Here is a 14,319-nt window from a genome sequence, read left to right as displayed (position 1 = left end):
AAAGAGGAATGATTTATGATGGATCTTGATAGCATTACCGATGCGCAAACCGAGGCTGAAGAGCTTGAAGAAGTGGTGATGGGACTCATCATCAACTCTGGACAGGCGCGCAGCCTGGCCTACGCAGCGTTGAAGCAGGCAAAGCAGGGCGACTTTGCGGCGGCGAAGACGATGATGGAACAGTCGCGCATGGCGCTGAATGAAGCCCATCTGGTGCAAACGAAACTGATTGAAGGCGATCAGGGTGAAGGTAAAATGAAAGTCAGTCTGGTTCTGGTGCATGCGCAGGATCACCTGATGACCTCAATGCTGGCGCGCGAACTGGTGTCAGAATTGATAGAGCTTCACGAGAAGCTGAGCAAGTAAGGAGTTGATGATGCAACTGCAGGCTACCGCTACCGTACCGGAAATCACCGTTGCCCGCGAACAGCAACTGTTTAATGGCAAAAATTTCCACGTCTTTATCTATAACAAGACAGAGAGCGCCTGCGGCTTGCATCAGCACGACTACTATGAGTTTACGCTGGTGCTCACCGGCCGCTATTACCAGGAGATTAATGGTAAGCGTGTGCTGCTGGAGCGGGGGGACTTTGTGTTTGTCCCGCTGGGTTCTCATCACCAGAGTTTTTACGAGTTCGGCGCCACGCGTATTCTTAACGTCGGCATCAGCAAACGTTTTTTTGAACAGCACTATAGCCCGCTCATGCCGTACTGTTTTGTGGCATCGCAGGTCTATCGCACCAACAGCGCATTTTTAACCTATGTCGAAACAGTGATTGCCTCGCTCAACTTTCGAGATACTGGGCTGGAGGAATTTGTAGAAGTGGTCACCTTCTACATTATCAACCGCCTGCGTCATTATCGTGAGGAACAGGTGCTGGATGATATTCCGCAGTGGTTAAAAGCCACTGTCGAAACCATGCACAATAAAGAGCAGTTTGGCGAAAACGCGCTGGAAAATATGGTTTCCCTGTCCGCAAAATCCCAGGAATACCTGACGCGAGCGACGCAGCGTTATTATCGAAAAACGCCGATGCAGTTAATTAACGAAATTCGTATTAATTTTGCCAAAAAACAGCTGGAGATGACGAACTACTCCGTAACGGATATCGCCTACGAGGCCGGATACAGTAGCCCAAGTTTGTTCATTAAAACGTTTAAAAAAATGACGTCGTTTACGCCAAACAGCTATCGAAAAAAACTGACGCAATATAATCAGTAAAAACTTTATTCAATAACCTGATTTTAAAGCTTGCCCAATATTAACGCGGGACCCCCGCGTTACACCTGAAAAAAGGGCCGAGCATAATTCACGCCAGTGTCTGACACTGAAGGGAGAAATTATGAGCCAGAAATTAAAAGTCGTCACTATTGGTGGCGGGAGCAGCTACACCCCAGAATTACTCGAAGGCTTTATTAAGCGCTATCATGAGCTGCCGGTCTCTGAATTGTGGCTGGTTGACGTGGAAGGCGGCGAAGAGAAGCTGGATATCATCTACCGCCTGTGTCAGCGCATGGTTGAGAAAGCGGGGGTGCCGATGAAGGTCTTTAAAACCCTCGATCGCCGCGAAGCGCTGAAAGACGCAGACTTTGTAACCACCCAGCTGCGCGTCGGACAATTGAAAGCCCGCGAGCTGGATGAACGCATTCCGCTGAGCCAGGGATACCTGGGACAAGAAACCAATGGCGCAGGCGGTCTGTTTAAGGGCCTGCGCACCATTCCGGTGATTTTTGACATCATTAAGGATGTGGAAGAACTTTGCCCGAATGCGTGGGTCATTAACTTCACTAACCCGGCGGGTATGGTGACCGAAGCGGTGTATCGCCACACCAACTTTAAGCGCTTCATTGGGGTGTGCAACATTCCTGTCGGCATGAAAATGTTCATCGGCGATGTGCTGGGACTGAAAGAGAGCGATGCGCTGTCTATCGATCTGTTTGGCCTGAACCACATGGTGTTCATCAAAGATGTGTTCGTCAACGGGGAGTCGCGCTTTGCTGAACTGCTGGATGGCGTCGCTTCCGGTCAGCTTAAAGCGTCCGGCGTGAAGAACATTTTTGATCTGCCGTTCAGTGAAGGTCTGATTCGCTCATTGAATCTGCTGCCGTGCTCGTATCTGCTGTATTACTTCAAGCAGAAAGAGATGCTGGCCATTGAAATGGGCGAATACTACAAGGGCGGCGCGCGCGCGCAGGTAGTGCAGAAAGTTGAGAAACAGCTGTTTGATCTGTACAAAAATCCGGAGCTGAACGTGAAGCCGAAAGAGCTGGAGCAGCGCGGCGGCGCTTACTACTCTGATGCTGCGTGCGAAGTGATTAACGCCATTTTCAACGACAAACAGACTGAGCATTATGTCAACGTTCCGCATCACGGGCACGTTGATAACATTCCGGCGGACTGGGCGGTGGAAATGACCTGTACGCTGGGCCGCGACGGCGCGAAGCCGCATCCGCGAATCACCCATTTTGACGAAAAAGTGCTGGGGCTTATCTATACCATCAAGGGCTTTGAAGTGGCGGCCAGCAAGGCAGCGTTGAGCGGTGAGTTTAACGACGTGCTGCTGGCGCTTAACCTCAGCCCGCTGGTCCATTCGGATCGCGATGCGGAAACCCTGGCGCGTGAGCTGATCCTGGCACATGAAAAGTGGCTGCCTAACTTTGCTGGCTGTATTGAAAAACTGAAAGGCGCACAACACTAAAGAGGTTGACTATGGAACGCGTACTGATTGTCAATGCGGACGATTTTGGCCTGAGCAAAGGACAAAACTACGGCATCATTGAGGCCTGTCGCCATGGGGTGGTGACTTCCACCACGGCGCTGGTGAACGGCGAGGCCATTGAGCATGCGGCGCAGTTAAGCCGCGAACATCCGTCGCTGGCCGTCGGGATGCACTTTGTTCTGACGCTCGGCGCCCCGTTAACCCGGATGCCAGGGCTGACCCGGGAAGGGCGTCTGGGGAAATGGATCTGGCAGATGGCGGAAGAGGATACGCTGCCGCTGGATGAAATCGCCCGCGAACTGGAGTGTCAGTATCAGCGTTTTATCGATCTGTTTGGGCGGGAGCCTACGCATCTGGACAGCCATCATCACGTGCATATGTTCCCGCAAATTTTTCCTGTCGTCGCGCGTTTTGCCGCCGAACGGGGAGTGGCGCTGCGTATCGACCGCCAGCCGGTGTTTAATGCCGCGGACCTGCCGGCAACGTTGCGAAGTTCGCAAGGGTTTAGCAGCGAGTTTTACGGTGAAGCGATATCCGAAGCGTTGTTTCTGCACGTTCTGGACGCCTCTGCGGCGCGTGGGGAGGCTTCACTGGAAGTGATGTGTCATCCGGCGTTTATCGACAATGTGATTCGTCAAAGCGCCTACTGTTATCCCCGCCTGACTGAACTGGAGGTACTGACGGCCCCGTCGCTGAGGAAGGCGATTATGGAACGCGGCTACCGTCTGGGCAGTTTTCTTGATGTGTAGTGCCTGAGTTTGCGGCGCATACATAATGCGCCGCATTTTTTACTTATTGATTACGCCGGGATTAGCGGCACTTTACCGGTTCGTGACCACACGCGGTGCGCGGCCATCAGCGTAAACAACGCGTCCATAAACTGACCGTCCACGTTGTCTGCTTCGACAAGACCTTCTTCCCCCTGACTGTCGACATTCAGCACGGCTTTAAAGCGTCGTGCATCACCCGCCAGAGCGATAGGCTTGAGGTGTTTATAGGCTTCGAGCAGATAGTAACGGGCGTCACCACTGTTTTCGATATCCGCGATATCGCCGCACGGCACAATGACGGCATCGACGGTAAGGGATGGCGCGCCAGCGAAGGTGGCGGCAATGGTCAGGGTAGAACCGTCGTCGGCCACCACTTCACCCATGCGTGAGTAAAGCAGTTTCGCATGAACGCCTTTTGCTTTCAGCGCTTGCAGGATAGCCAGCAGGTCGGCGGATTTTACCTTACCGTTCAGTAAAATCCCCACCACGCGGCCTTTAATATCGCCGTCGGGGGTCGCATAAAGACTCAGCGATGGATCTTTCTTCAGTCCGTTGACGTCCGGCGGCGGGGCGATTTGCGTTTGTTCCGGCGTCAGTTCAATGCCCAGATTCTTCGCCACTGCTTGCGCCAGCGTTATGTCAATATGCGCCAGTTGATCCACAACCCGTTCGCGTATATAAGCGCGAACCACTTTACTGAGCTCAAAGCTGAAGGCATCGACGATATGCAACTGCTCAACCGGCGTCTGGCTCAACCAGAACAGGCGCGGGTGAGCGTAATATTCGCCAAAGGATGGGCTACGTTCGCGTACTTTGTTGCCTTCAACGCGCTCCTGATAAGACTCGAAACCTCCGCGCTTAGGCGCTGGCGGCGTTTCACGCGGCCAGTTGTCGTTGATCGAATTGGGCTCATAGTTAGCCGGGTTAGTATCGATGCCCATCCGATGCATACCGTCACGCTGGAAGTTGTGATACGGGCAGGTTGGACGGTTGATAGGGATTTCATGGAAGTTGGGCCCGCCGAGGCGGCTGATCTGTGTGTCGGTATACGAGAACAGTCGGCCCTGCAGCAGCGGATCGTTTGTGAAATCAATACCGGGAACGATATGGCCCGGGTGGAACGCGGCCTGCTCGTTTTCGGCAAAGAAGTTGTCCGGATTACGGTTCAGCACCATTTTCCCTACGCGCTGCACCGGTACCAGCTCTTCCGGGATAAGCTTGGTTGGGTCCAGCAGGTCGAAGTCGAATTTGAATTCGTCTTCTTCCGGAATTAGCTGGAATCCTAATTCATATTCCGGGAAATCACCGGCTTCGATAGCTTCCCACAGTTCGCGGCGATGGAAGTCCGGGTCGCGACCGGTGAGTTTCTGCGCTTCGTCCCATACCAGCGAAGCCTTGCCCGCCAGCGGTTTCCAGTGGAAGCGTACAAACGTCGCTTTCCCTTCGGCGTTAATCAGTCGGAAGGTATGAATACCGAAACCTTCCATGGTGCGATAGCTCCGTGGGATGCCGCGATCCGACATCGCCCACATGACGTTGTGCAGTGTTTCAGGCTGTAGCGAAACATAGTCCCAGAACGTGTCATGGGCACTTTGACCTTGCGGAATCGCCCAGTGCGGTTCGGGCTTAACGGCGTGGACGAAATCCGGGAACTTATGCGCGTCCTGTATAAAGAAAATGGGGGTGTTATTGCCCACCAGGTCGAAAATGCCTTCTTCAGTATAAAACTTGGTGGCGAATCCACGGATGTCACGTACGGTGTCCGCTGAGCCAGCGCCACCCTGTACCGTGGAGAAGCGCACAAATACTGGCGTGATTTTGTCCGGATCGGAAAGGAAAGCGGCTTTGGTGATATCGCTCAGGTTTTTATAGGGCTGAAAGTAGCCGTGCGCCGCGGACCCACGCGCGTGAACAATACGTTCCGGAATACGTTCATGGTCAAAGTGGGTGATTTTTTCGCGCAGGATAAAATCTTCGAGCAGCGTAGGACCGCGGCTACCGGCGCGTAAGGAGTTCTGGTCATCGGCGATACGCACGCCCTGATTGGTGGTGAGCGCGAAATTTTCGCTGCCTTTACGCACGCTTTCGAGATCGTTCAGCTTTTCATTTCCGGTATCCGGCGCTTTCAGGCTGCCGGGGGCCGTTGGCTGTGCGCCCGGCGGAGTGGGTTCCGGGGACGGGCGATGCGAGCCGTCCTCAGGCGCCAGAGAGTCAAGTCCCGGCTGCGATTCACGGGTGTCGTGGACAGGGGACTGATGAGGATGGGGATTTTTCTCATTATGCGACATTGAACTCGTCTCCATTTTTCATGGCTGAAAAGACCGTTTTATTTGTTAAAACCCCACTAACTATAGACCACCACGGAGATTCTATCGGAAGACCACGGCATGGTTACGGCGAGCCGACGCGCAAAGCGCACGTGCAGAGCAGGACGGGCAGGGGAAAAATCGGCTAAGATAGTTCTTTTCTGATTTTTAGCATCGGTCTTAGTGAAGCAATTAATGATGAAACCTCTACGCCAACAAAATCGCCCGGTTATTAGCTATGTCCCGCGAGTGGAACCCGCGCCGCCTGAACATGCGATAAAAATGGAAGCGTTTCGTGACGTGTGGATTTTGCGTGGAAAATATGTCGCGTTTGTCTTATTGGGTGAGTCGTTCCAGCGATCGCCCGCCTTTACCGTACCGGAGTCCGCTCAACGCTGGGCAAACCAGGTACGGCAGGAAAATGAAATCGCTGACTAATGCGCCATAAAAAAACCGCCCCGAAAGGCGGTTATTATCGTTAAAGAAGAGCGTTTTTTGCTTAGCGATGCGCCAGTTCGGCGTCTTCTTCACTGTCCAGAATGGTTTTATCGGTTTGTTTCAGCCACTGGCTGGTCAGCGTACCAGCGGTCATGGAGCCGCTCACGTTCAGCGCGGTACGGCCCATGTCGATCAGCGGCTCAACGGAGATCAGCAGCGCCACCAGCGTGACTGGCAGGCCCATTGCGGGCAGAACAATCAGTGCGGCGAAAGTTGCGCCGCCACCAACTCCCGCCACACCAGCGGAGCTGACGGTGACAATGCCAACCAGTGTGGCAATCCATACCGGATCGAGCGGGTTAATTCCTACCGTCGGGGCGACCATCACCGCCAGCATAGCCGGATACAGACCGGCACAGCCATTCTGACCAATGGTCGCGCCAAACGAGGCGGCGAAGCTGGCGATGGATTCCGGCACGCCGAGACGACGGGTTTGCGCTTCAACATTCAGCGGAATAGACGCGGCGCTGGAGCGACTGGTGAAAGCGAAAGTGAGCACCGGCCAGACCTTACGGAAGTATTTCAACGGGCTGACGCCATTAACGCCCAGCAGCGCGCCGTGGACAACAAACATTATCGCCAGCCCCAGATAGGAGGCCACCACAAAGCTGCCCAACTTAATGATGTCCTGCAGGTTGGAGCCCGCCACGACTTTGGTCATCAACGCCAGTACGCCGTAAGGGGTTAACTGCATCACCAGGCGGACCAGCTTCATTACCCAGCTTTGCAGGGTGTCGATAGCGGTTAATACGCGCTCGCCTTTAGGCGCGTCATCTTTTAGCAGCTTAAGCGCAGCCACGCCGAGGAACGCAGCGAAGATCACGACGCTAATGATAGAGGTCGGATTCGCGCCAGTCAGATCGGCAAACGGGTTTTTCGGTACAAACGACAGCACCAACTGCGGGACGCTGAGGTCTGCGACTTTTCCGGCGTAGTTGGTTTCGATAGCGTTAAGGCGCGCCGTTTCGGCGCCGCCCTGTACCAGCCCTTCTGCGGTGAGACCGAAAAGGTTGGTCACCAGCACACCCACCAGTGCGGCGATAAGCGTAGTAAACAGCAGCGTGCCGATGGTCAGGAAGCTGACTTTTCCCAACTGTGAAGCGTTGTGCAGGCGGGCTACCGCACTCAAAATAGAGGCGAACACCAGCGGCATCACGATCATTTGCAGCAGTTGTACATAGCCATTACCGACAATGTTGAACCACTGTACGGAATCTTTGAGTACCTGGCTGTCAGAACCATAAACAGTATGGAGGGCGAGGCCAAAGACCACGCCCATGACCAGACCAACCAGTACTTTCTTTGCCAGACTCCACTGTTTATGACGGGTTTGCGCCAGCGCAAACAGCAGAATGACGAACACCACGATGTTCGCGATTAATGGAAAATTCATCCCCGTTCTCCTGATTTTATTATTCGTCTCGCTATCTGGAGCGAGCCTGTTGGCGCAAGAGTAGCAGAAGTGTGAACCGGCTCTTATATTCAAATGGAATTGTTTATGCCAAAAATGACAATTTCGCTGATTTACTAATCGATCTGATGTTTTATAAAGCGGTTGAACTGCATTTGCAGCGTATTGATCATGTCGGATGACCAGCGTACCGCACTGTTCTGGGGCAACGACTGGGGCATCCACACCGCCCAGGCAAACAGTGCCATGCAGAGAAAACGCTCCAGTTGATTCCCTTTCTGCGGGACGAGGATCGGTAACCGGAAACGCCAGCGACACGGCCAGAGCAGTGGAACGCCTGCCGGGGTGAGCATGTCGGCGAGAATATGGCTCAGATAGCCGAGAACCATACCCTGTAAGGCATCCGCCGGAATGATCCAGGTCTCTGGCACTTTCAGATAGAACGTCGCCAGCAAGGCAAAGACGGCGAGCAGGCTGTGCGTGAATCCGCGATGCCCGAACGCCCGGGCGATCGGTTTTGAGATCCACTTCAACCGTTGCCCGAGAAACGACTTCGGGTGATCGATATCCGGCAGCAGACAGGTCAGGATGGCGGAAGGAACGATATGCCACCAGTCGCCCTGTGCAAGCACGGGCGTCAACTCGGCGTTTTTGGCGAACACCGCGCAGGCAATAGAAAAGAGAAGGTGACCTTCCGCCGTCATGATACAACCCAATAAACTGTTAATTCGTACAGTATAGGATTTTTATACAGTAGGCGGAAGTGGTGACGTTGTAACTCTTTGTCAATATTGCGCGATTAGCGCGCTAACCAACCGCCATCCACCGCCAGTGTGTAGCCATTGACGTAATCCGAGGCTCGAGACGCGAGGAAAACCACCGGGCCTTGCAGGTCCTCCGGCGTACCCCAACGTCCGGCGGGGATGCGATCGACAATCTCTTTGTTGCGCTCTGCGTCGTCACGCAGCTGCTGCGTGTTATTGGTCGCCATATAGCCGGGAGCAATGGCATTGACGTTTATCCCATATTGCGCCCATTCATTCGCCAGCAGCCGGGTTATCCCGAGGATGCCGCTCTTTGACGCGGTGTATGAGGGAACGCGAATCCCGCCCTGGAACGACAGCATTGACGCGATATTAATGATTTTTCCGCCATCACCCTGGGCAATAAACTGGCGGGCTACGGCCTGCGAGAGAAAGAAGACGGATTTCAGGTTCAGATTCACCACGTCATCCCAGTCTTTTTCGCTGAAACTGAGCGCGTCTTCGCGGCGAATGGTGCCGGCGTTATTCACCAGAATGTCGAGACGACCAAACTGCCCGACGGCTTGCGCGACGATATCCGCAAGAGGGTCTTGCTGACTGAGATCGGCCTGAATAGCGAAAAAACGGCGACCGGTCGCCGCGACTTTGGCGGCGGTGTCATGGGGTATTTTACGGTTCACCCCGATGATGTCGCAGCCCGCTTCGGCAAGCGCGACGGTCATTCCCTGGCCAAGTCCGGTATCGCAACCGGTAACAAGAGCGACTTTACCTGTAAGAGAAAACGCATTCAAAATCATAGTGACCTCGGCGACCCGCTGTTATTCGTTATTTGCCCGCAGAAAAGGATAGAAGAGGAAGACACAGAACACAATACAAAATGAAACAATGTTTTATTTTTGTTGGTGGGTGGGAAAACGGGCAATGCCTGACACTGCCCGTGCGTGATCAACCGCGCAGATCGGCGGCGGTAAGTTCAGTCAGTGAGGTCAGCTTAACGTTGGCAAGCGCGAAACGTGGGTCGTGTTGGTCCTCTTTTGCAGGCACGACAATGGAGCGCATTCGCGCCGCCTTAGAGGCCACCATGCCGTTGACGGAGTCTTCCAGCGCGACACAGGTAAGCGGATCCACGCCCAGTTTTGCCGCACAGTCGAGATAGACCTGCGGATGTGGCTTACTGTAAGGCAGTTTTTCCGCCGAGGCGAGGGCGTCGAAACTGTCGCGCAGGTCAAACATGGTCAGCACTTTCTCCAGCATGTGCAGCGGCGATGCCGATGCCAGACCCACGAGCAGCCCCTGTTCTTTACACAGCGCCACGGCTTCTTTTACGCCGGGGAGCAGCGGGCGCGTCTCTTCGACCAGCGTGATCGCGCGGCGAATAATGCGCTCAGTCACCTCCTGACGGCTCGGGCCGTTCCAGGGTTGCTGGGCGAACCAAAGATCAACCACCATGTCGATGCGCAGTCCAAGCGTATCGGGAAGTTCATGGCGGCGGGTGATATCTACGCCTACACTTGCCAGCACGTCCAGTTCAGCCCGATCCCATAGTGGTTCGGAGTTAATCAGCAAGCCATCCATATCGAATATTGCCGCAAGAATTTGACGCGGAATTGTCATTACCACCTCTCCTTATAGAGCGTTCAGGGGTCAGAGAATAATCATAGCGTCTTTAAAGATCGAGCGAAAACAGTCATCAGCGGGTAGACTTAAGCCAAAACGACGCGTCTTTATCAAGGGGAGCTCATGACGTATCAACAAGCGGGACGCATAGCGGTGCTAAAACGGATCCTGGGATGGGTGATTTTTATACCAGCATTACTTTCTACTTTGATTTCCGCGCTGAAATTTATGTATGCGCATAGCGAAAAGCAGGAAGGCATTAATGCCGTCATGCTCGATTTTACCCATGTCATGATAGACATGATGCGGGTGAACACCCCGTTTCTTAATCTGTTCTGGTACAACTCGCCGACGCCTGATTTCCAGAATAGCCTGAACATTATGTTCTGGTTGATTTTTATTCTGATTTTCGTGGGACTGGCAATGCAGGATTCGGGGGCCAGAATGAGCCGCCAGGCCCGTTTTCTGCGGGAGGGCGTTGAGGATCAACTTATTCTGGAAAAAGCGAAGGGCAGTGAAGGTCTAACCCGCGAGCAAATCGAGTCGCGCATTGTCGTACCGCACCACACCATTTTTCTGCAGATTTTCCCGCTCTATATCCTGCCGGTGATTATTATCGCGCTTGGCTACGTCTTTTTTTCTCTGCTCGGCTTTTTATAAAACAACCCTGCCGGAGGGCGGTTTACGCCTGTCCGGCAGGGCTGCGCAGTGTCGCTGGGTATTATCGTCAGGCCGCTAAAATCTGGTCCAGCGCCTTCTGTGCCGTTACCAGATGCTGACCGCCAAACAGTCTGGCACGGTTAAGCAGCGTGTACAGTTGATAAACCGGCTGCCTGTCGAGAAAATCGAGCGGCAGCGGCGAGACCGACTGATAGCCATCATAAATTTGCGGCGGTTGTTCCGTATGTAGCGGCAGCATCGCCAGATCGCACTCGCGGTCTCCCCAGTAGCAGGCAGGATCGAAAATGTACGGGCCGTCCGGCCCCAGCGCGCAGTTGCCGGACCACAAATCGCCATGCAACAAAGAGGGCTGGGGCTGATGCGATGACAAACGTTGCTGAATATGTTCCACAATGGCGTCGATATTACCGAAGGCAATGCCTTTCTCGGCGGCTAATTCCAGTTGCCAGCCGATGCGCTGCTCTGCAAAAAAGGTCGACCAGCGTCGTTGCCAGGCGTTGGGCTGCGGCGTAGTGGAAAGGGCGTTGTCAAAATCCAGACCAAACTGCGGCTGATCGCTCCACTCATGAAGATGGGCCAACTGCTGCCCCAGAATAAACGCATTGTGCGCGTCCAGCGGACGGGGAGGGAGATAATCCATCACCAGGAAACTGTAATCCCGATCGGCTCCCACCGCCCAGACTTCTGGTACGGTGACAGTATGGCTGCGCGATAACAGTTCCAGTTGATCGGCTTCGGCGGTGAAGCCTGGAAGCACTTCCCGTTCATCACATTTAACGAAGAAATCACGTCCGGCATAGCGCACATGCCATGCGGCATGAATTTCTCCGCCAGGCAGTTCGTTACGCAGTTCGATTTCGCCTTCACCGAGTTGCTCGCTTAAAAGACGACTGATAGCCTGCCACATGATGTCTCTCCCCATGTTGTCTGCCAGATCATAAGGTTAGCGCAATAATGCGGTGAAAAAACACGAACTAACGCACAACGTGGACGCGTTAACGGGCTAATGGCGATGATTTTTCCCCGTTCTGCCATTCGTCCCAGGTCATTATTGTGATATCGGGCGTTTTGTTTAACGCGCTTTCCGCCAGTCCGGTCGCGAGAGCTTTTACCTCATCCGGGCTTTGCGCGCTGATCACCCCAAACGTGTTTGTGCCCAGTTCATGCACATTGCCGTCTTCGTCGGTTAGCGTGAGCAGAAAACCCGCGCGGGTGAAATGGTTGTTAAGCTCGTTGATTTCGGTTAATGAATCTTCGTGAAACTTGACGGTAACGATGTACCGGGTGATATCCCCACTGGCCATTTGACACCTCTTTGTAAATACATGCTTTTTTAGCATAGTCGGTGAATGCGGATGCCGACAGGTGTAACGCATCCCCCTCAGGACGAGGGGGAGAGCATCAGGCTTGTGAGAGCCAGGCGTAGATTTTTTGTGTGTCCTCATGAGAACACAACCGCGTTCCCTGATTGATTGTCGCCGCGCTACCTGCCGCGACGCCAAAGCGCACCATATCCTCCAGCGAAGCGTCTTCCGCCAGTTTTAGGGTCATGGCGCCCACCATGCTGTCGCCTGCGCCAACGGTGCTCTGGCTTTTTACCGGCGGTGGAACGACCTGCACGCAGCTTTTACCGTCCACGCCCAGCGCCCCCTGAGGACCAAGAGAAACGACGACGCGACGGGCTTTACCGTTACGAACGATCTCTTCCGCCGCTTTACGCACGTCATCGGGTTGGGTCAGCTCACGGTTAACCAGCGCGCTCAGTTCCTTCTGATTGGGCTTTACCAGCTCGATATTGCCGATCGCCAGCGCCGCGGTCAGCGCCTCGCCGGAGCTATCAATAATGCAGCGAATGCCCTGTTTTTGGGCTGCGGTAATAAGCTGAGTCAGCTTGTCCACGCTCACCCCTGGCGGCAAACTGCCGCTAATAACGAGGATCGCGCCGGATTCTATCTCCAGAACCTGCTCTTCAAGCTGGCGAAACTCATCGTCATTCAGTGCCGCGCCGGGCATCACAAAGCGATACTGTTCACCGCTGGATTCAACATGAACATGAAGGTTTTGCCGGGTCCAGTCTTTGGCGTCGACGGTCGACACTGGAACCTGTTCGTCAGCCAGCAGCGATACCAGGTGTTCGCCAGTTGCGCCGCCTGCCGGGAAAATGGCGGTAGCGGTGCCGCCCAGATGGGCAATGGCGCGGGCGACATTAATGCCGCCGCCGCCAGGCTCAAAAACGGGCGCCGTACAGCGAAGCTTCCCTTCGGGATAGATCTGCGGCGTGATCGTTGCGCTATCGAGAGAGGGCGCAAGTGTTAACGTGTAGATACGTACCATCTTTTCCTCCTGTTAGGCTTATTTCAGTCTGGCACCGAACAGGCATAAAGTGAAGTCAATAACAAGCTGATTTATTGGCTCTTTATTAAATTTGTTTGCCTTAAAGATATATAAACAATTTAATGCTTTGGGAACTCTCTTATTCAAAAAATGAAATAAGAATTCATTGCTATGTTATTCGAGCCTTTTTATAATTTGTTACCTTTCCTGAGGCGTTTGTCATTGATCCCTCTGAAAGTTTCCGGGACCGTAACGGTCTCTTTTTTTGTTGTACGGACTCTTTATAAATGAAGCTTTTAAAGACAGTTCCCGCTGCGTTTCTGCTGGCGGGTGGCGTGTTTGCGTCAATGTATGCAGCTGCCGATGATTCCGTTTTTACTGTCATGGACGATCCCTCAAGTGCGAAGAAACCCTTCGAAGGTAACCTCAACGCTGGCTATCTGGCGCAGTCGGGTAATACCAAAAGTTCGTCCTTAACGGCGGACACAACGATGACATGGTACGGGCAAACCACCGCCTGGTCGCTGTGGGGCAACGCAAGCAATACCTCTTCTAACGATGAGCGTTCTTCAGAAAAATATGCCGTTGGCGGGCGTAGCCGTTTTAACTTAAGCGACTACGATTATCTCTTTGGTCAGGCCAGTTGGCTGACGGATCGTTATAACGGCTATCGCGAACGTGATGTGCTCACCGCCGGTTACGGACGGCAGTTCCTGAATGGCCCCGTACACAGCTTCCGTTTCGAATTCGGTCCGGGCGTTCGATACGACGAGCACACCGATGGCACCACCGAGACACAGCCGCTGGGTTACGCGTCAGGCGCTTATGCATGGCAGATGACCGATACCACCAAATTCACTCAGGGTGTGTCGGTGTTCGGTGCGGAGGACACTACGCTGAACTCTGAAACGGCGCTCAACGTCGCCATCAACGAACACTTTGGTCTGAAGGTGGCGTATAACGTTACCTGGAACTCCGAACCGCCAGCAACAGCACCGGAGCATACGGATCGCCGCACGACCGTATCGCTCGGATACAAGATGTAATACTCCGCCAGGCTGTTATGCAGTCTGGCGTTTAAAATTGCGCTACCGTATTATTATTTTTCAACCGGAGTTTTATTTTTTTCGAAATTTTCATTTCTTCATATTTTCTCCATCTTTATCACATCCTTGCTTTATACAATTTATTTGACACGAATTGTTAATTATTTTGACT

At 53.6% G+C, this 14,319-nt stretch carries 15 protein-coding genes; 7 read left to right on the top strand and 8 right to left on the bottom strand.

The window, feature by feature from the left end:
• The first annotated feature begins 15 nt into the window (after nucleotides 1–15).
• The 4 genes from chbA (at nucleotide 16) to chbG (ending at nucleotide 3,469) form a co-directional block, all read left to right on the top strand.
• Nucleotides 16–366 (top strand): PTS N,N'-diacetylchitobiose transporter subunit IIA, encoded by a 351-nt coding sequence (gene chbA / locus OGY07_RS21405; protein ID WP_042287495.1) that lies wholly within the window; start codon nucleotides 16–18, stop codon nucleotides 364–366.
• A 7-nt stretch (nucleotides 367–373) separates the two neighbouring features.
• Nucleotides 374–1,222: a transcriptional regulator ChbR gene (gene chbR, locus OGY07_RS21400; RefSeq protein WP_082636792.1), complete on the top strand. Its 849-nt coding sequence runs from the start codon at nucleotides 374–376 to the stop codon at nucleotides 1,220–1,222.
• Nucleotides 1,223–1,343: 121 nt separating this feature from the next.
• Complete coding sequence (locus OGY07_RS21395) at nucleotides 1,344–2,699, top strand: 6-phospho-beta-glucosidase (RefSeq protein WP_042287485.1); 1,356 nt, start codon at nucleotides 1,344–1,346, stop codon at nucleotides 2,697–2,699.
• Nucleotides 2,700–2,710: 11 nt separating this feature from the next.
• Entirely contained in the window at nucleotides 2,711–3,469 is a 759-nt protein-coding gene (gene chbG, locus OGY07_RS21390; RefSeq protein ID WP_269535927.1) for a chitin disaccharide deacetylase, read from the top strand.
• Between the two features lie 50 nt (nucleotides 3,470–3,519).
• Here chbG and katE read toward each other — a convergent pair whose 3' ends face one another.
• Nucleotides 3,520–5,778, bottom strand: a complete 2,259-nt coding sequence (gene katE, locus OGY07_RS21385; RefSeq protein WP_286603042.1) for a catalase HPII — start codon at nucleotides 5,776–5,778, stop codon at nucleotides 3,520–3,522.
• 201 nt (nucleotides 5,779–5,979) lie between these two features.
• Here katE and cedA point away from each other — a divergent pair, with 201 nt between their 5' ends.
• Nucleotides 5,980–6,234 (top strand): cell division activator CedA, encoded by a 255-nt coding sequence (gene cedA / locus OGY07_RS21380; RefSeq protein ID WP_072014981.1) that lies wholly within the window; start codon nucleotides 5,980–5,982, stop codon nucleotides 6,232–6,234.
• Nucleotides 6,235–6,295: 61 nt separating this feature from the next.
• On the opposite strand, the gene tcyP is transcribed toward cedA, so the two are convergent.
• The 4 genes from tcyP to hxpB form a co-directional block, all read right to left on the bottom strand.
• Nucleotides 6,296–7,687: a cystine/sulfocysteine:cation symporter gene (gene tcyP / locus OGY07_RS21375; protein WP_286603031.1), complete on the bottom strand. Its 1,392-nt coding sequence runs from the start codon at nucleotides 7,685–7,687 to the stop codon at nucleotides 6,296–6,298.
• A gap of 134 nt (nucleotides 7,688–7,821) precedes the next feature.
• Nucleotides 7,822–8,409 (bottom strand): metal-dependent hydrolase, encoded by a 588-nt coding sequence (locus tag OGY07_RS21370; RefSeq protein WP_042287473.1) that lies wholly within the window; start codon nucleotides 8,407–8,409, stop codon nucleotides 7,822–7,824.
• A gap of 95 nt (nucleotides 8,410–8,504) precedes the next feature.
• The gene (gene kduD, locus OGY07_RS21365) at nucleotides 8,505–9,266 is read right to left on the bottom strand and encodes a 2-dehydro-3-deoxy-D-gluconate 5-dehydrogenase KduD (RefSeq protein ID WP_060569660.1); all 762 of its coding nucleotides are present in this window, start codon (nucleotides 9,264–9,266) and stop codon (nucleotides 8,505–8,507) included.
• A gap of 148 nt (nucleotides 9,267–9,414) precedes the next feature.
• Nucleotides 9,415–10,083 carry a hexitol phosphatase HxpB gene (gene hxpB / locus OGY07_RS21360; protein ID WP_181821422.1) on the bottom strand — a complete coding sequence of 223 codons (669 nt, stop codon included), beginning with the start codon at nucleotides 10,081–10,083 and terminating at the stop codon, nucleotides 9,415–9,417.
• Between the two features lie 126 nt (nucleotides 10,084–10,209).
• Here hxpB and OGY07_RS21355 point away from each other — a divergent pair, with 126 nt between their 5' ends.
• Nucleotides 10,210–10,746, top strand: coding sequence for a YniB family protein (locus OGY07_RS21355; protein WP_060569662.1), 537 nt, complete (start codon nucleotides 10,210–10,212; stop codon nucleotides 10,744–10,746).
• A 67-nt stretch (nucleotides 10,747–10,813) separates the two neighbouring features.
• Here OGY07_RS21355 and OGY07_RS21350 read toward each other — a convergent pair whose 3' ends face one another.
• From OGY07_RS21350 to pfkB, 3 genes are all read right to left on the bottom strand, one after another.
• Entirely contained in the window at nucleotides 10,814–11,674 is an 861-nt protein-coding gene (locus OGY07_RS21350) for a fructosamine kinase family protein (RefSeq protein WP_286603027.1), read from the bottom strand.
• 88 nt (nucleotides 11,675–11,762) lie between these two features.
• A complete protein-coding gene (ghoS, locus tag OGY07_RS21345) occupies nucleotides 11,763–12,071 on the bottom strand; it encodes a type V toxin-antitoxin system endoribonuclease antitoxin GhoS (protein ID WP_060569664.1) in 309 nt (102 codons plus the stop codon).
• Between the two features lie 97 nt (nucleotides 12,072–12,168).
• On the bottom strand, nucleotides 12,169–13,101 hold the full coding sequence (pfkB, locus tag OGY07_RS21340) for a 6-phosphofructokinase II (RefSeq protein ID WP_042287463.1): 933 nt from the start codon (nucleotides 13,099–13,101) through the stop codon (nucleotides 12,169–12,171).
• A 287-nt stretch (nucleotides 13,102–13,388) separates the two neighbouring features.
• On the opposite strand from pfkB, the gene OGY07_RS21335 reads away from it, so the two are divergent.
• Entirely contained in the window at nucleotides 13,389–14,147 is a 759-nt protein-coding gene (locus tag OGY07_RS21335) for a DUF481 domain-containing protein (protein WP_042287461.1), read from the top strand.
• Nucleotides 14,148–14,319: the final 172 nt, after the last annotated feature.

The sequence above is a fragment of the Citrobacter sp. Cs237 genome, from assembly GCF_030332325.1.
Classification (GTDB): domain Bacteria; phylum Pseudomonadota; class Gammaproteobacteria; order Enterobacterales; family Enterobacteriaceae; genus Citrobacter_A; species Citrobacter_A sedlakii.
Note: the sequence above shows the minus strand (reverse complement) of the source record. Positions and strands in the feature narration are given on the sequence as shown.

What these genes read in the sequence shown, in the direction of transcription:
- chbA (WP_042287495.1), top strand. Translation starts at nt 16, where the DNA reads ATGATGGATCTTGATAGCATTACCGATGCGCAAACCGAGGCTGAAGAG.
- chbR (WP_082636792.1), top strand. Translation starts at nt 374, where the DNA reads ATGATGCAACTGCAGGCTACCGCTACCGTACCGGAAATCACCGTTGCC.
- OGY07_RS21395 (WP_042287485.1), top strand. Translation starts at nt 1,344, where the DNA reads ATGAGCCAGAAATTAAAAGTCGTCACTATTGGTGGCGGGAGCAGCTAC.
- chbG (WP_269535927.1), top strand. Translation starts at nt 2,711, where the DNA reads ATGGAACGCGTACTGATTGTCAATGCGGACGATTTTGGCCTGAGCAAA.
- katE (WP_286603042.1), bottom strand. Translation starts at nt 5,778, where the DNA reads ATGTCGCATAATGAGAAAAATCCCCATCCTCATCAGTCCCCTGTCCAC.
- tcyP (WP_286603031.1), bottom strand. Translation starts at nt 7,687, where the DNA reads ATGAATTTTCCATTAATCGCGAACATCGTGGTGTTCGTCATTCTGCTG.
- OGY07_RS21370 (WP_042287473.1), bottom strand. Translation starts at nt 8,409, where the DNA reads ATGACGGCGGAAGGTCACCTTCTCTTTTCTATTGCCTGCGCGGTGTTC.
- kduD (WP_060569660.1), bottom strand. Translation starts at nt 9,266, where the DNA reads ATGATTTTGAATGCGTTTTCTCTTACAGGTAAAGTCGCTCTTGTTACC.
- hxpB (WP_181821422.1), bottom strand. Translation starts at nt 10,083, where the DNA reads ATGACAATTCCGCGTCAAATTCTTGCGGCAATATTCGATATGGATGGC.
- OGY07_RS21355 (WP_060569662.1), top strand. Translation starts at nt 10,210, where the DNA reads ATGACGTATCAACAAGCGGGACGCATAGCGGTGCTAAAACGGATCCTG.
- OGY07_RS21350 (WP_286603027.1), bottom strand. Translation starts at nt 11,674, where the DNA reads ATGTGGCAGGCTATCAGTCGTCTTTTAAGCGAGCAACTCGGTGAAGGC.
- ghoS (WP_060569664.1), bottom strand. Translation starts at nt 12,071, where the DNA reads ATGGCCAGTGGGGATATCACCCGGTACATCGTTACCGTCAAGTTTCAC.
- pfkB (WP_042287463.1), bottom strand. Translation starts at nt 13,101, where the DNA reads ATGGTACGTATCTACACGTTAACACTTGCGCCCTCTCTCGATAGCGCA.
- OGY07_RS21335 (WP_042287461.1), top strand. Translation starts at nt 13,389, where the DNA reads ATGAAGCTTTTAAAGACAGTTCCCGCTGCGTTTCTGCTGGCGGGTGGC.